General features: G+C 69.3%; 17 protein-coding genes. 6 read left to right on the top strand and 11 right to left on the bottom strand.

The window, feature by feature from the left end:
* The first annotated feature begins 591 nt into the window (after positions 1-591).
* Complete coding sequence (locus AB0I53_RS44675; protein ID WP_358615946.1) at positions 592-1,095, top strand: nucleoside deaminase; 504 nt, start codon at positions 592-594, stop codon at positions 1,093-1,095.
* A gap of 75 nt (positions 1,096-1,170) precedes the next feature.
* On the opposite strand, the gene AB0I53_RS44670 is transcribed toward AB0I53_RS44675, so the two are convergent.
* Genes AB0I53_RS44670 through sbnA form a run of 8 tightly spaced genes read right to left on the bottom strand, consistent with a single transcriptional unit; the run spans position 1,171 to position 11,488 of the window.
* A complete protein-coding gene (locus AB0I53_RS44670) occupies positions 1,171-2,364 on the bottom strand; it encodes a type III PLP-dependent enzyme (protein WP_358615945.1) in 1,194 nt (397 codons plus the stop codon).
* Entirely contained in the window at positions 2,357-3,130 is a 774-nt protein-coding gene (locus AB0I53_RS44665; protein WP_358615943.1) for an aldolase/citrate lyase family protein, read from the bottom strand. Before AB0I53_RS44665 ends, AB0I53_RS44670 begins: the two co-directional genes overlap by 8 nt.
* The gene (locus AB0I53_RS44660) at positions 3,124-4,887 is read right to left on the bottom strand and encodes an IucA/IucC family protein (protein ID WP_358615940.1); all 1,764 of its coding nucleotides are present in this window, start codon (positions 4,885-4,887) and stop codon (positions 3,124-3,126) included. Before AB0I53_RS44660 ends, AB0I53_RS44665 begins: the two co-directional genes overlap by 7 nt.
* A gap of 4 nt (positions 4,888-4,891) precedes the next feature.
* Positions 4,892-6,523 (bottom strand): IucA/IucC family protein, encoded by a 1,632-nt coding sequence (locus tag AB0I53_RS44655; protein ID WP_358615937.1) that lies wholly within the window; start codon positions 6,521-6,523, stop codon positions 4,892-4,894.
* Positions 6,520-7,737, bottom strand: a complete 1,218-nt coding sequence (locus AB0I53_RS44650; RefSeq protein WP_358615934.1) for an MFS transporter — start codon at positions 7,735-7,737, stop codon at positions 6,520-6,522. The genes AB0I53_RS44655 and AB0I53_RS44650 overlap by 4 nt, the downstream gene beginning before the upstream one ends.
* Positions 7,737-9,470, bottom strand: a complete 1,734-nt coding sequence (locus AB0I53_RS44645; protein WP_358615931.1) for an IucA/IucC family protein — start codon at positions 9,468-9,470, stop codon at positions 7,737-7,739. Before AB0I53_RS44645 ends, AB0I53_RS44650 begins: the two co-directional genes overlap by 1 nt.
* The gene (gene sbnB, locus AB0I53_RS44640; RefSeq protein ID WP_358615929.1) at positions 9,470-10,489 is read right to left on the bottom strand and encodes a 2,3-diaminopropionate biosynthesis protein SbnB; all 1,020 of its coding nucleotides are present in this window, start codon (positions 10,487-10,489) and stop codon (positions 9,470-9,472) included. The genes AB0I53_RS44645 and sbnB overlap by 1 nt, the downstream gene beginning before the upstream one ends.
* A gap of 15 nt (positions 10,490-10,504) precedes the next feature.
* Positions 10,505-11,488, bottom strand: coding sequence for a 2,3-diaminopropionate biosynthesis protein SbnA (gene sbnA / locus AB0I53_RS44635; RefSeq protein WP_358615927.1), 984 nt, complete (start codon positions 11,486-11,488; stop codon positions 10,505-10,507).
* Between the two features lie 555 nt (positions 11,489-12,043).
* Here sbnA and AB0I53_RS44630 point away from each other — a divergent pair.
* Both AB0I53_RS44630 and AB0I53_RS44625 read left to right on the top strand, forming a co-directional pair.
* Positions 12,044-13,279, top strand: a complete 1,236-nt coding sequence (locus AB0I53_RS44630) for a multidrug effflux MFS transporter (RefSeq protein WP_358615924.1) — start codon at positions 12,044-12,046, stop codon at positions 13,277-13,279.
* Positions 13,280-13,843: 564 nt separating this feature from the next.
* Positions 13,844-15,979 carry an ATP-binding domain-containing protein gene (locus AB0I53_RS44625; RefSeq protein ID WP_358615922.1) on the top strand — a complete coding sequence of 712 codons (2,136 nt, stop codon included), beginning with the start codon at positions 13,844-13,846 and terminating at the stop codon, positions 15,977-15,979.
* Between the two features lie 184 nt (positions 15,980-16,163).
* Here AB0I53_RS44625 and AB0I53_RS44620 read toward each other — a convergent pair whose 3' ends face one another.
* A complete protein-coding gene (locus AB0I53_RS44620; RefSeq protein WP_358615919.1) occupies positions 16,164-17,102 on the bottom strand; it encodes a LysR substrate-binding domain-containing protein in 939 nt (312 codons plus the stop codon).
* Positions 17,103-17,277: 175 nt separating this feature from the next.
* On the opposite strand from AB0I53_RS44620, the gene AB0I53_RS44615 reads away from it, so the two are divergent.
* Both AB0I53_RS44615 and AB0I53_RS44610 read left to right on the top strand, forming a co-directional pair.
* The gene (locus AB0I53_RS44615; protein ID WP_358615917.1) at positions 17,278-18,534 is read left to right on the top strand and encodes an aromatic ring-hydroxylating dioxygenase subunit alpha; all 1,257 of its coding nucleotides are present in this window, start codon (positions 17,278-17,280) and stop codon (positions 18,532-18,534) included.
* 5 nt (positions 18,535-18,539) lie between these two features.
* Positions 18,540-19,601, top strand: a complete 1,062-nt coding sequence (locus AB0I53_RS44610) for a hybrid-cluster NAD(P)-dependent oxidoreductase (RefSeq protein ID WP_358615914.1) — start codon at positions 18,540-18,542, stop codon at positions 19,599-19,601.
* Between the two features lie 156 nt (positions 19,602-19,757).
* Here AB0I53_RS44610 and AB0I53_RS44605 read toward each other — a convergent pair whose 3' ends face one another.
* Positions 19,758-20,993, bottom strand: a complete 1,236-nt coding sequence (locus tag AB0I53_RS44605; protein WP_358615911.1) for an allantoate amidohydrolase — start codon at positions 20,991-20,993, stop codon at positions 19,758-19,760.
* Between the two features lie 58 nt (positions 20,994-21,051).
* Positions 21,052-22,224, bottom strand: a complete 1,173-nt coding sequence (locus tag AB0I53_RS44600) for an FAD-dependent oxidoreductase (RefSeq protein ID WP_358615908.1) — start codon at positions 22,222-22,224, stop codon at positions 21,052-21,054.
* Between the two features lie 119 nt (positions 22,225-22,343).
* Between AB0I53_RS44600 and AB0I53_RS44595 the strand changes: the two genes are divergently transcribed.
* Positions 22,344-23,285 carry a LysR substrate-binding domain-containing protein gene (locus AB0I53_RS44595; protein WP_358615906.1) on the top strand — a complete coding sequence of 314 codons (942 nt, stop codon included), beginning with the start codon at positions 22,344-22,346 and terminating at the stop codon, positions 23,283-23,285.
* The last annotated feature ends 95 nt before the right edge of the window (positions 23,286-23,380 follow it).

Here is a 23,380-nt window from a genome sequence, read left to right as displayed (position 1 = left end):
ATCTTCCATCTGTCGCAAGAGGAAGGATCAACCAAGGGCTTCATCCATGATCAACCGGGGCCGCAACACCAGCACCCGAGGTTAAACAACAAGCTTAGGAACAAACCGCATGCTCATCCGCCTCTTCTGAATCACGAACGAGCACGACGGTATACCAACCAATGCGATTCGAGAGTGCAACAAATGGGCAGTCCCAACCTGCGAGATACGGCCTCAACACGGTTGGAAATCCGCGCGAGACCACCCTTGGACGCCGCATTCTCAGCCACCTCGGCCCGGGTGGTTCCGGCCAGCAACACCGCAGGCCGCATCGCGCGGCCACAGCTCCAGCCGAAACGACGCGCGCGGATTCCCTTACACATCTGGGTGAAATGTGACAGGCAGGTAAATTGGTTTTGCTTGCTCAACACTGCCCCACCGCGAATACCAAGGCGTCCACGCGCCACCGGAGAAGAGCAGGTCGGACTACCACAGCAGGCGAAACCGGCGGCCGCCTCGCAGCGAACCAGCGCGCCCGTCGAGTGCCAGACCGTCGCCGCCGGTGACCCGCGGCCGAGACGTTGGTATACCAAACCGTGCTACGGTGGGCTGATGCATGAAGCGGAGGGAAATCAGGCCATCACGGCGCAGGACCACGCGCACCTGCGGCGCTGCGTCGACCTCGCCCGCGAGGCGCTGGAGGCCGGGGACGAGCCGTTCGGTTCCGTGCTCGTCGACGCCCGAGGCGCGGTCCGCTTCGAGGATCGCAACCGGGTCAAGGACGGCGACGCCACCCGGCACCCGGAGTTCGAGATCGCTCGCTGGGCAACCGCGAACCTCTCTCCCGCCGACCGTCGCGAGAGCACCGTCTACACCTCCGGCGAGCACTGCCCGATGTGCAGCGCCGCCCATGCCTGGGTCGGCCTCGGGCGCATCGTCTACGCGACGAGCACCGAGCAGCTGACCGCATGGCACCGCGAATGGGGCATCCAGGCCGGCGAGGTCGCCGCGCTGCCGATCAACGCGATCGCGCCGAACGTCCCGGTGGCCGGGCCGGATCCGGAGCTGGCCGACGAGGTTCGCAGCCTGCACGCACGCCTGCTCGGCATCAGCTGACAGCAGGCCTCCCGATAGGCATGGTCCCGTCGTGGCCGGTCGCCACGACGAGCTCGCGTTCGAATCGTCGACCTGTCAGGCGATGTCGCCGTGGAAGACGTGTTCCGGGTGCGGGTGGCTGAGGAAGTCGTGGTGCGAGATCTCCCAGCCGTACGCTCCGGCGTGGCTGAACACCAGCACGTCACCGACCCGCACCCGCGCCACCGGCACGTCGCGGGCGAGCACGTCCTTGGGAGTGCACAGCTCGCCGACCACGGTGACCCGGGTGTCGCGCAGCTCCGGGCGCGGTGCGCTCGACGTCCACTGCTCCACCGGTAACACGGTGAACGGGTGGCTGTGCTGCCATGAGACCGGGAGCCGGAAGTGGTGGGTGCCGCCGCGCACCAGCGCGTAGTCCACGCCGTGGTTGCGCTTCACGTCGAGCACTTCGACCGCGTACCGGCCGAACTCGGCGACCAGGTACCGGCCGCATTCGAAGTCGATCTCCCGCAGGTGGTCCGGGAATCCGGCGAGCACGGCGGGCAGCCCTCGGGCGAAGTGCGGCCAGTCGAACTGGTCGTCCAGGTCGGCGTAGTTCACCCCGATCCCGCCGCCGACGTTGAGCACCTCGCAACGCAGGCCGAACTCCCGCTCCCACCTGGACACCGTGCTCCGGTAGTGCTCCAGGAGTTCCAGATGTGCCGGCGCGGAAAGGTTGTTGGACAGCGAATGCAGGTGGAAGCCGGCCAACCGCACCCCTGGAAGGGTCTGTGCCGCGGTGATCGCATCGGGCAGGACCTGTTCGGAAAGCCCGAACTGGGTGGGGCGTCCGGCCATCGCCAGCGTCGTGCTCGGGAACGGGCCGGCGAGGTTGACCCGCAGCAGCACGTCCGCGATCCGCCCGAGCCGGGTCGCTGCTTCGGAGATCCGGTGCAGTTCCAGCACGCTTTCCGCGTGCAGGCGGGTGACGCCCTGGAGCAGCGCCTGCTCGATCTCCGACGGTGTTTTGGCCGGCCCGCCGAAGATCACCGGGATCTCCGCTCCGATCGCCCGCGCCTTGGTCAGTTCCCCACCTGAAGCGACCTCGAACCCGGCGACCAGCGGCGCCAGGGCGCGCAACAGCCGATCGGCGCTGTTCGCCTTCATCGCGTAGAACATCCGGCACCGCGGCGGCAGCGATCCCACCACGGTGCGGACGTGTTCGGTGAGCTGGTCCAGGTCGTAGGCGAACAGGCACACCGGTTCGCCACCGGCCCGGTCCTGCACGAGTTTCGCCAGTTGGTCAGTCATGGTTCCGCCGGTGCTGATCGAGGTGCGCGCGCAGCGCACGGGCGGCCAGGCCGCGTTCTTCGCCGAGCACGAAGGTGCGCACACCGGCGGCTTGCCACTGCTCGTGATCCTCGCCGGTCCGCGGAATCGCGCAGAACGGCACTCCGTGCGCCTTGCACTCGGCGTGCACGCGATCGAGCGCGTCGCGGACCTTCGGGTGCCGGGTTTGCCACGGCACGCCGTAGGACTGGGACAGGTCGGCGGCTCCTTCCAACACCAGATCAACTCCCCCGCCGGCCAGGATCGTGGGCAGCTCGTCGACGCCTTCGGCGTCTTCGATCATCGCGACGACCATGATCTCCTCGTTGGCGCGGCGGATGTACTCGGTCAGCTCGATGCGCCCGAAACCGGGCACCCGTCCGCCGTTGAGGCTGCGCATGCCCTCCGGTGCGTAGCGCGCAGCCCGGATCGCCGCTTCGATGTCGGCTCTGGTCCGCACGTGCGGCACGACCACGCCCAACGCTCCCGCGTCGAGCGCGCGCAGGATCGCGCCCGGATCGGCCTCCGGGACGCGGACGAAGGCCACCAGGTCGACGGATTCGGCGGCGCGGATGAGATTCTCCAGCTGCTGCGGATCGACCAGGGTGTGCTCGGTGTCCAGGATGACGAAGTCGTACCCGGCGCAGCCGATCATCTCCACCAGCGTCGGCGACGGGATCGAGCAGAACAGCCCGTAGCTCTCGTCGCTCCCGGCGAGCCGCTCCTTGACGGTGTTGTGCTTCAGCACTGGTCCACCTCCGCGAGCGGGTTCGGCACGGTGTGCAGCCGGAGCTCGGTGTCGGGCAGCAGTCGGCGGGTGGTCAGCTTCTCCACCTCGATCGTCGGGGTGAACACGTCGAACAGCGCGAAACGGTCGGCCAGTTCGCCGAACCGCTGCTGGTAGGCGCGGATCTCGTCGCGCACCAGCTCCCAGAACCGCCGCTCGGCGAGCTCGCAGCGATCCGCGAGGAAGATGGCGAGTTCGCCGAGGTTGACGAAGAAGAACGCATCGAGCAGGAAGTCGGTGACCAGGCGCAGCTCGTCGGTCTCGACGAACGAGTTGCGGTTCTGGTGGTGCGCCGGTGTTCCGGCCAGCTCCGGACACCGCTGCCGGTCGGCGAGGTGGTCGCGGGAGAACCGCACGCCGTCGTGGAAGTCCTTCAGCGCCACCCGAGTGGGCACGCCGTTCTCGTGCACCAGCACCATGTTCTGCGCGTGGGACTCCAGCGCGATGCCGTGCCGGCACAGCAGGTGCACCAGCGGCAGGACGCTCACCCGCGCCATCCGCCGCACCCATTCCTCGACGCCGAGCTCGCGCACCCACTCGTCGATCAGCGGCGTGCCGTCGACTTGGCACGCGGTCAGCCCGGTGAAGGGCACTGCGCGCTCCCCCGGCTCGAGGTGCCGATGCAAGCTCTCCCGCCAGATGCAGGCCAAGGTTCCGTAGGTGTCCGCCTGCAGCAGCCCGGATTCCGGGGTCACCGCCACGCCGAGCTCTTCGCCGAGCAGGATCGGGCGCGACTCGTCACGCAGGAAGTCGTCACCGGCGACGACATCCCTCAGCCAATCGGTGATGCGCGGCGCGTTGCGCACGGTGTGCGCGGCCAGCCCACGGCTCGTCGAGGTGTTCACGATGGACATCGACAGCTTCAGGTAGGGCCGCTGCGGATCGTCCCAGCAGGCCAGGGTGCGGATCGACTGCTGCGCGCCGAAGTCGTGCGGATCGGTGCCGAGCGGGATCAGCTCGCCGCGGCTGAGCTGGTCGGCGAATGCCCGGGCGATCCGCTCCCGCCACTGCCACGGGTGCACCGGAACCAGCACGTAGTCGCCTGGATCGTGTCCGGACTCCTCGATGCGGCGGTGGAACTCCGCTGCCGCCGGGCCGAGCTGGTCGGTCACGTACCACTCGTCGGCCGACGCGGACGCGCTGACCTCGGTGATGCCGCGGTGCGCGGCCAGCCACAGCGGGCGCACCGGATTGGCGAACTCCGGACCGAAGGCGATGTTGTCCGCTGCGTCGAACCCGAGCCGCGACTTGTACGTCGGGTGGTAGCGGTGGCCATCGGTGATGGCCGACTCCAGCGTGTCGTAGTCCGCAGTGGACAGATCTGTTCGCCGCTCGTTGCGGACGTGTTCCGACAGCGCATCCTTGAAAAGGGTTTCTTCCAGCTCGCGCGCGAAGCCGGTGAGGTATTCGGCGTCGGCGTCCAGCGAGTCGCGCACTTCGGCCAGGAACAGCACGACCGACTCCGCCTCGCGATCACCGCGCCACACCGGTGAGGTGAGACCGACCCGCCCGAAACCGAACCGGCGCACCGCGCGGAACGAGTAGCGGACCTCCGCACCGGCGGTGTCCACGCCGTCGACGAAGTGCTCGTCGCCGTCCTGCCGGGTCTTCAACGCATCCTCGTACACCAGGGACTCCACCAGCTGGCGGAAAACCCTGCGCCGCACGTTCTGAAAGCTCGGCGCGGTCAGCGCCGCCTGCACCAGCTCCGCGGTCATCGGTTCACCTCGCGATCGGGTTGGGGACGTCGACGAAGAGCGGGCGTTCGCCGCGCTCGGCGAACCGGCTGAGCAGATTCGCCTTGGCCGGCAGCACCGGCGCTTCCAGCAGTTCCGCGGCGTAGCGGCCGGGGCACCGGCGCAGGAAGTCCCGCACCACCGACCACAGCTGCCGCTCGCCCGCCGGGGTGAACCGGCCTAGTACCGCCACCAGATGGCCGAGGTGGTTGGTGACGAAGTGGTAGCGCAGCCGCATCCACGCTTCGGCGTCGTCGTAGAGCACCGGGCTCTCCGGCGGCACGGTCCCGGGCCGGACGCGGTCGCGGCTGGCGCTGGTGCCTTCCATGTCGCGCACGAAGAACCACCGGGGCCAGCCGTCCTCGACGTGCACCAGGGTGTTCTGCACGTGCGCCTCGAAGCTGATGCCGTGGTCGGTGAACACGGCGAGCAGCGGCCCCAGGGAGATCCGCAGGTACTGCCGGAGCCAGTCTGCGACGTGCTCGGGCGACAGCGGGCCCGCCTGCGCCACGAGGTCGACCAGCGCTGGTGCGCGCCCGTCGAGCCGGTCTTCCAGGAGCGCGGCGAGCACCTGCGGGGCGGTCCCGGAGCCGGTGAACGAGTTTCGCCGGAACAGCACCGCGAAATCCGCGGCCAGGTCGCCGACTACCCCGGGATCGATGGTTCGGTAGCCGGTCTCCGGCAGCACCTCGAACCCGTCGTGCCGCCACCGGTTCGCGGCGTCGCAGACCAACCGGCCGGCGTCGGCGGCGCGGTGCAGGTGCTCGACCGGGTTGTTGCGGACGAAGTTGGTGATGCGCACGTGAAGCGGGAGCTTCCAAACCGTTTCGAAACCCGGATCGCACACCGTGCGCACCGACGACGTCGCGTACACCTCCTCCCCCAGCGGGCCGAGGGGCACGATCCGCCCCGCGTCCACCAGCTCCGCGACGTTCGGCTGCCGCTGGAGATAGGCCATCTGCCACGGGTGCACCGGGAGCAGTTCGTAATCGGACTGGTCGGCGCGCAACTCTGCGCGGGCCTTCTCCTCGACCCCGTCCGGGATCCAGGGCCCGTCGGCCACCCGGTCCTCCAGCAGCAGATCAGGTGCCACCGCCAGGTGGTGCAGCTGGAAGGACGCACCGAGTTCCGGGGCGTAACGCGCGAGTTCGTCGTCGCTGAAACCCTCCGCGCTCTTCGGCGTCGGGTGGAAAGGGTGCCCCACCAGCAGCGACTGCTCGGCGTCCCGGGTGACGTCGGCCGGGGAGACCGGGCCGGGACGGCGATCGCGCGCCAGGTAGCGCGCCGTCCTCGCGACGCTGTTGGCGACCTGGCGGCAGAACTCCCCCGCCGCGCCGGGTGGCGTCTCAACACCGTGCTCGGCGAGCTCACCGGCGATCAACGGCACGAACGCCTCGTCGTCGACCGGAATCCGGCTGCCATCGGCGAGTTCCCGGAACACCGGTCCGTAGGCGTGGTGGCCGGACTCGGAGCGGTACCGAACCTCGGCCCGCAGCACGCCGTCCGCTGTGCGCAGGGGAACTCGCAACGCCTCGCCGCTCACCTCACCGCCGATTTCCCGCACCAGAGCGTTGAGCAGGCGCTGTCGCGCCGCAGCTCGTGCCAGAACTTCGTTCACCGCAACACCTTTTCCCGAGTCTCATCCAGTAGGACGGAGTCCGAGTCGGATTTCGGTCGGCCGGCCACGGCCAGCAACGCAGCAACGCCGAGCAGCGCGCCGATCAGGAGGAACAACGCCGCGGGCGGCAGTAGCACCGCCAGGGCCGCGCCCGCGAGCGGTCCGAGCACCTGGCCGAGGTCGAGCACCCCGGTGCTGAAGCCGAAGGCGGTGCCGCACCACCGCTCCGGGGCCTGGCGGGCGGTCACGTGCAGCACCGACTGCACGAGCGCGGCGAAGCAGAAGCCCTGGACCACCCGCAGCGGTACCAGCATTTCCACGCTTGCCACCGCTTGAAGTGCCACCGCGAGCCCGCAACCCGCAGCAGCCGCGGCGAAACCCAGTTGCGCGGGTCGGACGTCGTTGCGGCGCCCCCACCACGGGCTTCCAGCGCAGGACGCCAGCCAGGTCACGGCCTGCAACACGCCGACCCACGTGGTCGCGGCGGCCATCGAACCGGTCAGCCGCTCGACGTGCGGCGCGAACACCACAACCAGCGCGTAGATCGCGGCCTGGGCGGCAAGCCCGGCCAGCAGCATCGAACGGCTTTCCCGCGCTCGCAACAAAATCCCGGCCACCACCCGCGCGGATTGCCGTTGCGGGGTGTGGCCCGGTGGCTCGGTCAGCAGGACGGTGGCGAGCACGCTGGACAGCGCGAGCATCCCGGCCACCCCCGCGAACAACGGGCCGAACCCGAGTTGTCCGGCGAGCAGTCCGCCCACCAGCGGTCCAAGCAGTGATCCCGCCGCAGTGGCACCGAACAAAGCACCGAGCGCACGGCCGCGGCGGTTGGTCGCTGCCACGGCGTTCGCGTACGCGGCAGTCGCGCTGACCACGCCGCCGCATGCGCCCTGCAGCAGCCGGCACGCCAGGAACTCGCCTGGAGTGCTTGCCAGCGCCATGAGCGCGATGGCCAAGCCCAGCCCGGCGTGCGCGCGCACCACCATCGCCTTGCGTCCGAAGCGGTCGCCGACCCAACCCCACAGCGGCCCGCTGATCAGCTGCACCACCGCCGGGGCGGCCAGCGAAATCGCCGTCCACCAAGGGATTTCGGGTTCCGGGGTGCCCAGGCGAGCCAGGTAGAAGGGCAGTAGCGGCACCACGATGGTCAGTCCCGCAGTCGCCGCGAACTGCCCCAGGCAGAGGACGGCGAACGTCCGGGCGGACGATCGCATCAACACACCGCCCCGGCGAACGGATTCGGGACGGCACCGACTCCGGCGGGCATGCTCACACCGCTGGACCGGCCCTGCCGCAGAAGCGGCCCCAGCACCGCGCGGCTCGGCCACGTTTCGGCGTGCAGCAGCCGGGAACGCAGGACCTCGGCGACCGCACGCGGCAGCGGTTCGAGGCACTCGTGCACCGCATCGCGCAGCTGCGCCCACAACACGCCTTCGGCCAGGCCGAAATGGCGGCACAACGCATCCGCGATGCCGTAGAGGTTCACCTGGAACCCGAGCGTCTGGAGGTACCCGACCAGCGCTTCGGCGGAGTCCAGCCGAAGGGACTGCGGAGCTCCGGGCTTGATCACGTACTCCGGGTCCCGCGCCCCGGCCCTCGCCATCCACTCCGGGTACAACCGCAACGTGTCGTGGTCGCGGAGCACGAACCGGTCCACCCGCCCGTCCCGGAGTTGCACCACGACGTTCTGACCGTGCAGCTCCGGCAGGACCCCGCAGTGCAGGAAACCGAAGCCGAACTCGCAGAACGACCGCGCCAACTCCCCGAAGAAGTCGACCGGGTCGAACCGGTCCGAAATCGCCGGTGTCAGCACGTCCCACTCGTGGGCCGCCAACGCGGCCATCGGCAGCACCAGCCCGTCCAACTCGGGGTAGGCCCGCACCTGGGCGGCGAGCCGGCCGGGCCGGTCGCCGAACTCATCAGCGGGGTCGTGCCAACCGCACCAGATCCGCTCGTCGCACAACGCAACCCTGCGACGCAGCACGGGATCCCGGTCGACGAGGTCGCGCATGCTCTCCTGCGCCCGCTCGGCGTTTGCCAGGTAGCGCGGAGGCAGCAACCTGGTCGCGCCGAGCGTCGCGACCCCGAGCGGAAGCTTGACGTGGTGCCGGGTCTCCGGCTCCGTGGTCAGGGTGCGGATCGAGGAGGTCGGGTGGAATCGACCGAGGCCGCGCACCAGCGGGATCACCGACCGGGCGGCCAGTTCGTCGGCGAATTGCACCGGCAGAACGTGGTCGAACTGCCACGGGTGAACCGGAATCGCCAGGTACGCGTCGTCGACGGCCCCGGTGGACCGCTGCGCGTCGGCGAGTGACTCTTGCCCGGCCCGGTCGAGGACCAGAGCGGGCAGCCGCTGCGAATCGGGGTCACCGCCGTAGCGGAGCCGATCCCGGCGCACTGCCACCCAGTCCAAGCCCAGCGGTTCGGCGCGCATCGGCCCGTACCGGGCCACCTCGTCTCCGTTCCAGCCCGCGGCGGCCCGTGCGGTGGGGTGGAACGGACGGTTGCGCGTCGCCGCCAACCGCTCCCCCGCCAGCAACCGGCCGTCCCGCGGCGTCAGGTCGAGATCGGCTCGCTGCCGGAGCAGCACGTCTGCGTGCTCCACCGCTGCCCGCATGTCGTCGTGCACCTGGGCGGCGCCGGCCAACTCGCCGCACACCAGCACGAGCAGTTCCTCCGGCCGCAACTCCCGCACCTCCGCGCCGCCGAACCACACCGGGCCGCGGGCGTACCGGTAGCGCTGCAGTGCGCCGCCGGGCCGCACCCGGCAGCACACCCACCCGGATGCCAGTTTCACCTGGCACCACTGCTCGCCGGCTGCCAGCGGTTCAGAAGCAAGCTCCGCGGGCCGGTCGGTTTCGGCACGGGTGCCGAAACCGACCAGATCCTCCTGCAGCAGCACGTCGACGAGGTCCCGCATCACCAGCTCGGCCGATTCCACTGCCATCAGTACAGGTCCAGCCAGGTCCCGAAACCCCGGCTCTTCGCCCGCTCGTACACCGCGCCGGCGCAGGCGATGTCCTCGACCGCCATGCCCATCGGGTTGAGCAGGATGATCTCCTCGTCATCGGTGCGCCCGGGCCTGGTGCCGGCGAGGATCTCGCCGAGCTCGGCGTGCAGCTGTTCGCGGGAGAACGAACCCTCCAGCACCAGCTGGTTGATGATCTTCTTCTCCCGGTTGCTCTGCTCCCAGTCGTCCACCACGACCTTGTCGGCGTTGAGGAAGACGTCCCGCTGAACGTCCATGATGGACACGTTGCAAACCAGCGCACCGCGTTTGATCCAGCTGAACGGGATGTAGGGCCGGCTGGTGACCGTGCACGGCACGACCAGGTCGCCGGCGCGCACGGCGTCTTCGGCGGTGTCGGCGACCCGCGCCTTGACCGCCGGGTGGTCACCGCTGATCTGCTCGGCGAGCGCGTGCGCCGCAGCCGGCTGCTGGTCGTAGAGGTGGACCGTCTCGATGTGCCCGAACTGCTGCAGCAGCGCGGCGATCTGGGTGCGACCGATCACGCCGCAGCCGACCAGCGCCACGTCGGTGAAGCCGCTGCGCGCCAGGTGCCGGGCCGCCAGGCAGGTCACCCCGGCGGTCCGCCAGGCGCTGATCATGCTGCCTTCCAGCACCGCCACCGGGTAGTTGCTCTCCGGGTCGTTGAGCACGATCACCGCGCTGGCTCGTTCCCGGCCACGCCGGAGCGGGTTGTCGTGCTTGCTGCCGATCCACTTGATCCCGGACAACCCGGGCTCGCCGACGTGCGCGGGCATCGCGATGATCCGGTCCGCGATGTGCCCCTCCTTGCCCGCGACGCGCAGGTACGGTTTGAGCGGCTGCACCGTCTTGCCTTCCGCGTGCGCGATCAGCCCGGCGCGCAATGCTTGCACGTACAGCTCTGCTTCGGCCCCACCGACCGCGGCGATGTCGCTGCGGCTCAGGTAGAGCATCTTCGGGGATTCCTCAGTGGACACCAGCTCTCCTCGTCGTCAATTCGTGCAGCGCTGCCTGGCGGCGGCGAACCAGTCGTCGTCGTAGATCAGGTCGAGGTAGCGGTCGCCGCGGTCCGGGAACACCGCGACCACCCGGCAGGGGCGCGGCAGCCGGGGCAGCGCGCGCCGGATCGCCGCGACCACCGCCCCGGTGGACCCGCCCGCGAAGATGCCCTCGGCAGCCAGCAGGTCCCGGCAGCCCACCGCCGTTTCGAAGTCGTCGACGTGCACCACGTCGTCGATCTCGTCGCGGGCCAGCAGCTCCGGCACCCGGCTGGCGCCGATCCCCGGGACGTCGCGCCGCCCGGGCGCCCCGCCGAAGATCACCGAACCCATCGCGTCGACGGCGACCACCCGCAGGCCGGGGAAGTTCTCCCGCAGCCGCCGGGAGCAGCCGAGCAGGCTGCCGGTTGTGCTGACCGCGCCGAACAGGTACGACGGCGGGCGGGCCAGTTGCCGGGTGAGCTCGGCACCGGTGCCGTGGTAGTGCGCCTGCCAGTTGCGGTCGTTGGCGTACTGGTTGATCCAGATCGCCCCCGGCGAGCTCGCCACGATCTCCCGCACCCGGCGGATGCGGGTGTGCAGGTAGCCGCCCATCTCGTCCGGCTCGCTCACCACGTCGACCTCGGCACCCAGGTGCCGCAGGATCGCGACGTTCGCAGTGGCGGCCTTCGGATCCAACACGCAGGTGAACCGCAGGCCGTGGATGCGCGCGGCGATGGCCAGCGCGATCCCGAAGTTGCCGGAACTGCTCTCCACCAGGTGACTTCCCGGGCGGATGGAGCCTTCCCGCAGTCCACATTGGATGATGTGCCTCGCGGAGCGGTCCTTCATGCTCCCGCCGGGATTCATCAGCTCAAGCTTTGCGATCACCTCGACATCAGGTTCGGGGAACAACCGGTTGAGCGCGACTGCGGGCGTGTTGCCCACGCACTCGAAAACCGACTCGGCGACGGACTCGACCAGGGTGTCGACAGCCACGTTTCTCCTCAGCTCAACGACCAGGACGGGCAGGGCGACAGCCGGAACGCTAGCAAAGGCTAGGCTAACTTAATAGATTGACATTTAGAGATGCAGGTCACACCAACGCAGCGAAGTTGCCCCGATCAGAGCAACGGACGATCACGGCATCAGACCAGTACACGCGTACCAATGTCGCAAGCCGACAACGAAATCGGCGAGCCGCGCCATGAGACAGGAAACAGCACCGGTCTGTCCACAATGGTCTAGAAAGTCAACCGTCGACGGAATCTGCGAACGAGCAAGACTCCCCAACAGACAGTGTTCAGCTTCCCCCTGTTGCCCCCATCTGTCCACAAGAGACAACCATCGGCGGAAACGCTAAGCCCCAGAGCAAACCGGCACAGTTCGAAGTGGTTCAGCCTAGTCACTCCCCGGCACCTGGCGCCAGGAATCCGCGAATCGGGTCGTCGCCCGCGGTTGCAGACCAGCCCCGAGGAACCAAAGGGCGAAACAAAGGATAGCCTTACCTTATAATTCAGGCATCCTCAAGCAGACATCCTCGGATGGAGACCGATGAACGTCAGTGTCGATTCCGCAACCCCTCGCACCGGAACGGGACGACTCATCATCACCCTCGGCGGACTCTCGGCGGTATCGCCGTTCGCCACCGACATGTACGCGCCCGGCTTCCCCCAGATCGTCGCCTCGTTCGAAACCTCGGGAACGGCCGTCCAACTCTCCCTGACGGCCTGTCTCATCGGGCTCGCCGTCGGCCAGGTCGTGCTCGGCCCGGTCAGCGACGCGATGGGGCGACGGCGCTTGCTCCTGGCCGGTTCGGGCATGTTCACCGTGTTGTCCCTGGTCTGCGCGCTCGCCCCGTCCATCGCCGTGTTCAACGTCGCCCGGCTGCTGCAGGGAATCGCCGGCAGCGCGGGGCTCGTCATCGGTCGGGCAGTCATCAGCGACCGGTTCACCGGCACCCACGCAGCTCGCCAGCTCTCAACGCTGAGCGTGATCGCGATGACCGCACCGGTTCTGGCGCCGGTCGCCGGAGGCCTCATTCTCGGCATCGGCTCGTGGCGTCTGGTGTTCGTGGCGCTCGCCGTGACCGGGCTGTTGTTGTCGACCGCAGTCTGGGCGCGGGTTCCCGAATCGCTCCCCTTCGAGCAGCGCCAGGCCGGCGGTCTGCGGGCTGTGCTCAAGGCGATGGGCGGATTGCTTCGGCGACGCGAACTGATCGGTTACCTGCTCGTCATGGGTTGTGGGCTGGGCGCCCTGTTCGCCTACATCAGCGGTTCACCCTTCGTCTTCCAAAGCATTTACGGCTTGTCGCCCGCCGGTTACAGCCTCGTCTTCGCCACGAACGCCATCGGCACCGTAATGGCCGGTGTGGCATTCGGACGACTGGCCGGGCGCCTACGCCTCAACTCCCTGCTCGCCATCGGCGTGGTCATCACGGCGAGCTCCGCGATCACGCTGGTGGCCCTGCTCGCCGTTGGCATCAGCACGTTCCCAGCCACATGGGCCTGCCTGTTCGGCGTGACGTTCGGGTTCGGCGTTGTGCTGCCCGCGTCGACCACCATCATCCTCGCGGTCGGTAGCGATGCCCCCGGAGCCGCTTCCGGTCTGCTCGGCGGCGCCCAGTTCGTGCTCAGCGCCGCAGCCGCACCTCTACCTGGCGTCTTGGGCAGCACCACGGCCATGTCGATGGCCGTCGTGGTGCTGGGTTTCGTCCTCATCGCTGCGGCAGCGCTGATCACGCTCGCCCGACCGTGGCAGAACCACGGCGAACCAGCCGGCCAGCACTGAGTTGGCAGCACAGTGCCCACTCCAGCCGGTCCACCGACGGCGCGATCACCCGGCATCTCGCCGCGCTGACGCCGTCGACGCCGACGCGGTCGAGACCACGATCGAGATCCGCAACCACCTCGGCGGTGCTTACCTGGCGGCGGGCCGCGACACGGACGCCAGGCCGCAGTTCCTGTTCGCGATCGAGCTGACCGAGAGCGCACCGAACCCCGTTGCCAGGGCGCGTGCGCTCCGTGGGCTGGCCCGCTGCGGATCTCTCTAACGCTGCGGGAGACGAAGGGCGCCGGAGCGGCGTAGATGGGCGTGCCACACCCAGGAACGTCGTCGCAGGCCCGAAGGCATCGAGCCGCTTCTCGTGGCCACGCCGGAAGAACGCTCTGGCCTCACTTTGCTCGCGCCGGACATCCGGAGGCGCGGCTCGTGATCGCGGTAGCGCAAGAACCACCACTCCGTTCAATAGGCGCAATGCGGACAAGGGATCGTTGAACCCAACTTAGTTAACAAATTTCCTCGGTTGTATTATTAACCAGGTTGCGTTTTCTACGTTCCGATGCGAGGCCTGCCATGACCGTGCACCAGACCGCCCAGGACCCTGTCGAGCCCGAGATTCGCGCCGAACGCGACTACCTGGACGCCTGCCGCGAAACGCTGGCCCGCATGCGCGAGGAGGTCAACACGATGCTGGCCACCGGCGCAGGCGAGGGCGATGCCGTCGTGGACAAGTACTTCAACCACGCGTTGCGCCAGTTCCGCATCCAGGTGCTCAAGGACCTGTCCGGCCTCGACGGCGCGCCGTTGTTCTTCGGGCGCCTGGACTACCCGCCGGGAGAGGTCTACGACAGCGGCACCGGCAAAGTCCGCGAGAAGGATTCGCCCACTCACACGCCGGACAGCGATCGCGTCTACATCGGACGCCGTGGTGTCCGCGAAGAAGACGGCGAGCCCATGGTCATCGACTGGCGGGCCCAGCTGGCGCGTGCTTTCTACGAGGCCGGCCACCAGGATCCGATGGGGGTTCGGGTTCGCCGCCGGTACGGCTTCGATCACCGCGGTGTGCTGACCGCTTACGAAGACGAACCGATTGACCGTCAGGTCGCGTCCGGCAGTGGGAGCGGCCTGTTGGCAGCGGAGATCGAGCGGCCCCGCAAGGGCCCGATGCGCGACATCGTGGCCACGATCCAGCCCGAACAGATGAGCCTGGTGCGCGCTCCGCTGGAGCGCACGTTCTGCATCCAGGGCGCACCCGGCACGGGAAAGACCGCGGTGGGGCTCCACCGCTTGGCGTACCTGCTCTACGCCGAGCGGGAACGGCTGCGGAAGGCCGGCGGGGTTGCCGTCATCGGCCCCAACCATTCCTTCCTCTCCTACATCCGCAACGTCCTGCCGGCCCTCGGCGAGGTGGAGGCCTCGCAGACCACCATCGACGAGCTCACCGGTTCGGGTATCGCCGTCGAGCGCGCCGACGATCCGCAGGCGGCACGGGTCAAGGGCGATGCCCGGATGGCCGAGGTCATCCGGCGCCACCTGTGGTCACTGATCCAACCGCCCGGGGAGACGCTGGAGGTCAAGCACCAACACCGCACGTGGCGCCTGTCCCCCGAGGAACTCGCCGAGGAACTCGACGCCGCGCTCAGCCGCAGGATCGACTACGGCGCTGGTCGCGAGCTGTTGGCTCAGCGGCTGGCACATCTCGTGCTCCGCAAGATGGAGCAGTCCGGGAGTTCAGGTGCCACCACACTGAATCAGCTCCGTCGCAACAAGATGATCGGCCGCGCCGTCCGGCAGATGTGGCCGACGGTCGATCCCGCCCGCCTGGTCTTCGATCTCCTCACCGACCCAGCCCACCTGGCTCGTGCCGCGGACGGAACTCTCTCCGCCGACGAGCAGCACGCGTTGCTGCTCAACCCTCGCCCGCGCAGCGTGAAGTCGATGACCTGGACCAGCCTCGACCTGGCCCTCCTGGACGAGGCCGCAGCGCTGATCGAGCGCCCCGTGAAGCTCGGCCACGTCGTAGTCGATGAAGCGCAAGACCTCAGCCCGATGCAGATCCGGGCGATCGCCCGCCGCGTGGCGATCTCTTGCACCGTCCTCGGCGACCTGGCACAGGCCACCAGCCCCTCCGCCGTCCACGCCTGGACCGCAGTCCTCACCCACCTCGGCCGACCGGACGGCGAGATCGAGGAACTGACCCGCGGCTACCGCGTACCGGCGCAGGTCATCGACTACGCCGCCCGCCTCCTGCCACACATCGCCCCAGCATTGAGCGGCCCGACATCGTTCCGCAAATCCGCCGACGCCCTCCGCATCACCCGAACCACGCCCGAGGAGACGATCGCGGCAACCATCACGGCATGTACCACCGCGCTGGCCGGAGAAGGGTCGGTCGGACTCATCGCGGCCGACAACGACATCCCCGAGCTCCGTCAAGCCCTCTCCAACAGCGGGTTGCCGCACATCGTTCTCGGCACCAACGAAACAAGCATGGAGGCGGAGCGCCTCACCCTCACGCCGGTCACCCTCGCCAAGGGACTCGAATTCGACACCGTCCTGGTCGTCGAACCGGCCCGCATCGCCCAAGCGGAACACCGCGGCCTGCAGCGCCTCTACGTCGCTCTGACCCGAGCCGTCAGCAACCTGCACGTCATCCACGCCGATCGCCTGCCGGAACCACTGGTGCAGGAACCCGCGATGACCCGCTAGCGGCCTGCACCTGGAGTTCGTGGCATCCCAAGCGCAGTCGACCACACGTTCAGAGAGCCGCCAGCGCCGATGACCAAGACGAAGCCGCGGCGGCGCGGGCCGACTTGCCTGAAGTCCGCCGCGAAATCCTCGTGCCACCGCGGGTCGAGACCTCGAACAGTCCACTGTGGATCACGCCCGGTCGTTACCGCGGCAGGTCCGCGTCGGCCGGGGCGGCTGGCAGGATCCCGGCCGCGGTCCTGGTGATCGCTTCGAGCGTGCGGGCGATCGTGGGGTTGGCCCGGCCGCCGCGGCGGGTGACGGCGAGGATCCGGCGGGCCGGGGCCGGCTCCCCGCGCAACCGGATGCGCGCCACCGGCCAGTCACCGTGAAGCCGCGCCAGCCGGGGCACGAGGATGATGCCGAACCCCTGCGCGACCAGCGCCGCTCCGGTGTCCCATTCGTCGGCGTAGTGCGCGACGTCCGGGCTGAAGCCCGCCGCCATGCAGGCCGTGATCACCAGCTGGTGGTAGGTGCTGCCCGGTCGGCCCACGATCCACGACTCGCCCGCCGCGTCGGCGAGCGCCACGGCCGCGCGGTCGGCCAGCGGATGCCCGGCGGGCGTGACCAGGTCCAGCGGATCGTCGAGGAGCGGTAGCTGGTCGAAGCGCGCGTCGGACAGCGGCGGGGTGTCGGCCGTGACGATGACCAGCGCCAGGTCGGCGTCGCCGGCGAGCAGCAGGTCGAAGCAGCGCGTCGGCTCGGCCTCGATCAGCCGCACGCTCAGGTTCGGGAAGGCGTCGCGCAGCTCGGCGGCGGCCGGTGGCAGGAGATGCGTTGCGGCGGTGGAGAAACCGCACAGGGTGAACGATCCGCCGGGTTCGTCGGCGAGCACGGCCAGGTCCGCCTGCGCCCGCTCCCACTGCGCGAAGAGCAGCTCCGCGTGGTGCAGCAGCGCGCGGGCGGCCGAGGTCAGCCGGATCCGGCGGCCCTGCGGCACCACCAGCTCCACCCCGAGCTCCGCCGACAGCTGGCGGAGCTGGTACGAGACCGCCGAGGGCGTGTAGTGCAGCGCCTGCGCCGCCGCGGTTACGGTGCCGTGCTTGGCGACGAGCTGGAGCACCCGAAGCCGACTGTCAATCATGCAATCAGTTTGCACGATCGCCTGCATGAACGTTTGATTGTCCGGCGACGCTCCCGGCCCCACGCTTGCGGTGTGCCGGTCCTCGGCGGTGCGGCCCCTTCCCCTTGAAACCGAACGGAATTCGCGGGGAGTGCCGCGCGCGGATGTGACCGGCCGAGCGGAGAGGAGAACGCGAATGACCGCACTGGGAGACATCGCGGCGGCACCGGCGGACCTGGTCGCCCGCCGGGCCGTCGGCCGCAGCCTGGAGGCCCCGTTCTACACCAGCCCGGAGTTCTTCGACCTCGACATCGCGGCGATCTTCGCCGAGCACTGGATCTTCGTGGCCGCAGACGCCGAACTGCCCGAGCCGGGCGACTACGTGAGCGCGGCGCTCGGGCCGTACTCGATCATCGTCGTGCGCGACGACGACGGGAATCTCCGGTCGTTCCACAACGTCTGCCGGCACCGCGGCGCGCGGATCCTGGCGGACGACCGCGGCTCGGTCGGCAACATCGTCTGCGGCTACCACAAGTGGACCTACGGCACGGACGGCACGCTGCTGCACGCGCCGTCCCAGCCGAGCGGCTTCGACCCCAGCTGCTTCGGGCTCAAGCCGGTGCACGTCCGCAGCGTCGCCGGGCTCGTCTTCGTCTGCCTCGCCGAGCAGCCGCCGGGCGACTTCGCCGAAGTGGCGGCGCGCATCGAGCCTTATCTGCTGCCGCACCGCCTGCGCGGCGCCAAGGTCGCGGCGCAGGTCGACGTCGTCGAGGAGGGCAACTGGAAGCTCGTGATGGAGAACAACCGGGAGTGCTACCACTGCGACGGGCATCCCGAGTTGCTGCGCTCCTTCTTCCCCACCTACGGCTACACCGAGGAGAACCTCCCGCCCCGGCTTCGCCCGGCGCACGAGCGCTACCTGAGCGTCGACGCCGAGCTGCGCCAGACCTGTCGGCGCCTCGGGCTCCCGCACGAGCTGGTCGAGGAGCTGGACACCCGCGCCACCGGGTTCCGGATCCAGCGCGATCCCCTCGACCTCGCCGGCGAATCCTTCACCGCGGACGGCAGGGCCGCGTGCCGACGCCTGCTGGGCGACTTGCCGACACCCCGCCTCGGACACCTGTCGCTGCACCTGCAACCGAACTCCTGGTTCCACGTCGTCGGTGACCACGCGATCACCTTCGCGGTGCTGCCGATCGCCCCGGACCGGACGCTGCTGCGCACCACGTGGCTGGTCCACCCGGACGCTGTGGCGGGCGTGGACTACGACCCGGACGCGCTGACCGGCGTCTGGACGGCCACCAACGAACAGGACGCGCACCTCGTCGCACGCGCGCAGCGCGGCGTCGGCAGCCCCGCGTACGAGCCGGGCCCGTACGCCCCGAGCGAGTACCAGGTCGAGGCCTTCTGCAACTGGTATACCACCCGCCTCCGCACGCACCTGGGGCGGTGAACGGCATGCGCACCTTCCGGTCCTGGGTCGGCGACCGCGACTGGGACGACGCGGTGGACCAGCGACTGATCTGCAAGCAGGTCCAGCAGATCACCGGCGACGTCAAGACGTTCGTCCTCGAACCCGAGCGGCCCCGGCTGTTCCGCCACGACCCGGGCCAGCACCTCGCGATCGCGGTCGAGATCGACGGGCGGGACGTCGAGCGGTGCTACACGATCTCCTCCCCGCCTTCGCGTCCGCACCTCGCCGCGATCACCGTTAAGCGGGTGCCCGGCGGGCCGGTCTCGAACTGGCTGCACGATCACCTGGTGCCCGGCGCGGTGCTCCCGGCGCGGGGGCCGTTCGGCGAGTTCTCGATGGTGCGGCATCCGGCGGCCAAGTACCTGTTCCTCTCCGGCGGCAGCGGCGTGACGCCCCTGATGTCGATGACCCGGACGCTGCACGACCTCGCGTGCCCCGCCGACGTGGCCTTCGTGCACAGCGCCCGCACGCCGGAGGACATCATCTTCCGGCAAGAGTTGGCGCTGATCGGGGCCGCCTCGCCGCGGATCCGGGTCAGCCACGTCTGCGAGGACGACGGGCCGACCGAGCGGTGGGACGGCCACCGCGGCCGCCTGACGATCGACATGCTGCGGGAGCTCGCGCCGGACTTCCTCGACCGCGAGGCGTTCGCCTGCGGCCCGGCGGGCTACCTGGACGCCGTGCGGCTGATGCTCGCCGAGGCCGGCTTTCCCATGGCCCGCTACCACCAGGAAAGCTTCACCCCGTCGGGCGGCCCGAGCCCTACATCATCCACTGTGGACGACGCGTTCAGCGTGGAGCTCACCCGCAGCGGGCGGACCATCGAGTGCGCCGCCGACACCGCGGTGCTCGACGCCGCTGCGCGGTCGGGCCTCACCCTGCCGTCGTCCTGCGGGCAGGGCGTGTGCGGCACCTGCAAGGCGACGCTGCTCAAGGGATCGGTGGACATGCGGCACAACGGCGGAATCCGGCCACGCGACCGCGCGGAACACCAGATCCTCCTCTGCTGCGCCAAACCCCTGGAGGACCTGGTGATCGACGCCTGACCCGGTTCCGCCTGGCCGGGGCCCGTGCGCACGTCTGGTGGGCACGGGCCCCGAAGCACTCGCGGCCACTGTGCGGAGTGCGGCGCGGTCAGGCCGACATCTCCGCCCCGGCCAATACCGGACGAGCCGCGACTTCTTTCGTCACGGCAACACGATCTAGCAGCTTGGTCGCACCGTCAGGTCCGCCAGCACGTCCGCGAGTGCTTCGGCGCCCGCTTCGCTGTCGGCCGGCTCGGCGTGTTCCTCCGGGGAGTGCGAGATGCCGGAGGGGTTTCGGACGAAGAGCATCGCTGTCGGCACGAACGGCGCCAGCACTCCAGCGTCGTGGCCGGCACCCGTGTCCAGGACTGGCGCATCCGGGAGCACCTGTGCGATGCGGCGCTGGAGGCCTTGGTCGAAATGGGCCGTCGGACTGAACGACTCTTCCCGGATCGTGACAGAACAGCCTTCCTGGGTCGCCGCGCCTTGCGCTTCATCCGAGATCTTCTGCACGAGCGCTCGGGCAACGTCGTCGTCGGGGTGCCGCACGTCGAGCCACACGTCCACCGAGGAGGCGATGACGTTGGTACCGCCCGGAACCGGCGCGATCCGCCCGACCGTTGCGCGGGCGGACGGCGTGGAGCGAGCTGCGTTCTGGGCGGCCAGGACGATGCGCGCCGCCACGGTCATGGGGTCGCGCCGGTCGGACATCAGCGTCGTTCCCGCGTGATTTCCTTGCCCGGTGACGGTGAACCGCCACCGGCCGTGACCGATGATCGACGAGCCGATCGCGACGGGCCGCGCGAGGTCGACGAGGCCGCGCCCCTGCTCGACGTGCAGCTCGACGAATGCCCCGATCCGGCCGATCGCCTCCCGATCCGGGCCCAGATGGCTCGGGTCCAGGCCGTTGCGACCGGCGACGTCGGCCAGGGTGTTGCCCTCCTGGTCCTTGAGGTTGAGCGCCCGCGCCACGTCCACGCTCCCGGTCATGATTCCCGAGCCGAGGCAGGCCAATCCGAACCGGGAACCCTCCTCTTCCGGGAAGACGGCGATGGCCAAGGGACGCTGTGGCCGGTGTCCTCGGCTCTGCAGCAGGTCCACCGCGGCGAGCGCGGACGCGACTCCCAGCGGGCCGTCGAAGGCTCCGCCGCCCGGCACCGAGTCGAGATGGCTGCCCGTGACCACCGCGTCGGTTCGCTCGCCCGACGCGACATCGAGCCAGGCCCACATGATGCCGTTGCGGTCGGTCTCGACATCGAGCCCCCGCGCGGCGGCCTCCGACGTGAACCACGCCCGGAGGTCGAGCTCGGCGTTCGAGAAGACGGGACGCGAGTAGCCGCCTCGAACGGGGTCGGTGCCGACATCGTGGATGCCGCCGAGCAGCGACGTTACTGCGTTGAGCCGGTCAGGCATGGAGACTCCTTCGTCGTGGGATCCGGGCGCGTTCGTGGCTCGGGGCGGGCGGCGCAGCTCAGGCGGACCTGGCCGCAACGCGGAATTCCTGGGGCACGATGGCGGCCTCCGAAGCGTCTGCGGCGCTCGCCAGGTCGGCGGCCAGGAGACCGATCAGGGGCGCGAACTTCGCCCCGTGCCCGGAGCAGGGGGACACCACGGTGACCCCGTCGGCGCGGTCGAGGACGAAGTTTTCGTCGGGGGTGTTCGTGAAGAGGCACGTGGTCTCAGCGTAGGGCTCTGCCTCCAGGCCGGGAATGTTCTCCTGCACGTAGGAGGTGACTCGTCGGCGGTTGCCAGGATCGATGACCTGGTCCTGTTGCGAGGCCGACGTCAGCAGCTTGCCGCCGTTGAACTCGGCGACCTTCTGGCCGCGGAAACCGGCGTCCTCGCCGCCGGGCAAGCCATATGCCTGGATCCGCTCGTTCTTGTAGATGAAGGTCGGCCATGGCGCAGCAGGCGAACCGCCTCCGGCAGCAACTCGATCTCGGTACGGGAAGTGGTAAGCCTGTTCCTGGCGGACCGCCAACGGCGGCATCCCGGACAGGAATCTCTGCGGGAGCGCCAGATTGGACAGCAGATCGGGCAACCAGCCGCCGGCGCAGACCACCACTCGTTCCGCGTCCACGACGTCACCGCCGGTCGAGACCAGCCGGTAGCCGGCCCCCTCCCGAGTCGCCGTTGCCACCTGCCAGCCCGTCTCCAGGCGTGCTCCTTGCGCCACGGCGAGGCCGACCATCGCTTCCACGGCGGCCTGCGCGTTGATCACGCCGGCTTCCGGGTGCCACAGGACGGGTGTGTCGAAACGGAACTGCGGCCACCGCTCGGTGGCTTGCCGGACGCTCAGCAGCTCGTGGTCGATGCCGAGGTCACCGAGGATCTGCGCGAGGTGTTCGGGTTGGCGTTGCGCACCGAAGTCGAGGGCGCCGGTCGGCGTGATGAGCTTCCTGCCCGCGCTTCGTTCGACCTCGTCCCACAGCGGCTTCGCCGCCAACATCAGCCGGGAGTAGAGATGCTCGGGATAGGCGTAGCGGAGGATGCGCGCCGAGCCGTGGGAGCTTCCACCGTGGTGGGCGGGAGTCGCCTGCTCGAGCAAGGTGACCTCGTGACCCCGGGAGGCCAGCTGCCACGCGGCGGCAGAACCTGCCAGCCCGGCACCGATGACGGCGTACTGCGACTGGTGTAGAGGCACGACACAGCTCCGATGTTTCGTGGGATTGGGCTGGACAGAACCATCAGAACCCGCGGCATTCAAACCTGTCCAATACTTGTTCGTCGCGAACTGATACCCAAGTCTTTTATAATCGCCTGGTGGACGTACGCCGCCTCCGGTACTTCATGGTCGTCGCCGACGAGCTGCACTTCGGCCGCGCGGCTGAACGCCTGCACATCTCCCAGCCCCCGCTGAGCCACCAGATCCGCCAGCTGGAGGCCGAACTCGGTGTCGAGCTGTTCCACCGCACGACGAGGCGAGTGCGGCTCACACCAGCGGGCGAAGAGCTGCGCACGCGACTCGACGGGCTCCTCGACGCCTTGGACGACGCGGTCACGGACCTGCACGAAGTGCGCGCGGGACGCGCCGGGAAGCTGACCGTGGGATTCGTCAGCTCGGCCAGCTACAGCGTCATGCCCTTGGCCGTGCGGCGCTTTCGCCAGGAACTCCCCGGCGTCGAGCTCGTGCTCAGCCCTCTGACCAGCGGCGAGCAGTTCGACCAGCTGCACGACGGAACCCTGGATCTCGGCGTCGTCCGCGGCGGGGACGCGAGCATGGACCTGCCACTCCACGACCTCCACACCGAACAGCTGGTCGCCTGCCTGCCTTCGGATCACCGCTTGGCGTCGTACGCCGAGGTGACCCCCGAAGAACTCGCCGGCGAACCCATGATCAGCTTCCCGCCGCGCGAGATGCCCGGGTTCGTCGCCCAGCTCCAGTTGATCTTCGGCGGCCCATTGCCGTTCCCGAAGGTGACGCACCGGGTCGTCCACCAGGAGACCGCGCTTGGCTTCGTGGCCGGAGGCCTGGGATTCACGGTGCTTCCGGAGTCGGTATCTCGGTTCAAACCCGACGCGGTTCAGGTGGTTCCCATCTCGTCGCGCCCCACCACCACGATGATGGTCGCAGCCCCTCCCGAAGGTTCCCCTTCGCATGCCGCGGGGGCCGCCTTCCAGGAATATCTGCGCATCGCCGCCCATGAGGCGCTCAGCGGCCGTGCACCCGAAAGCCCGGAGCGGAGCGGAAAACCCTCCGCCTAGAGAGGCTGTTTTGGATGTGGTGACGTGCGGATGTGGTAACGCGGGCGTTTTGTCTTTGAAGCGGCGCAGCCGCTTAGCCCACCCACGCAACCGGC

Source organism: Saccharopolyspora sp. NPDC050389, assembly GCF_040655595.1.
Lineage (GTDB): Bacteria > Actinomycetota > Actinomycetes > Mycobacteriales > Pseudonocardiaceae > Saccharopolyspora.
This window is presented reverse-complemented; position numbering and strand designations above follow the sequence as displayed.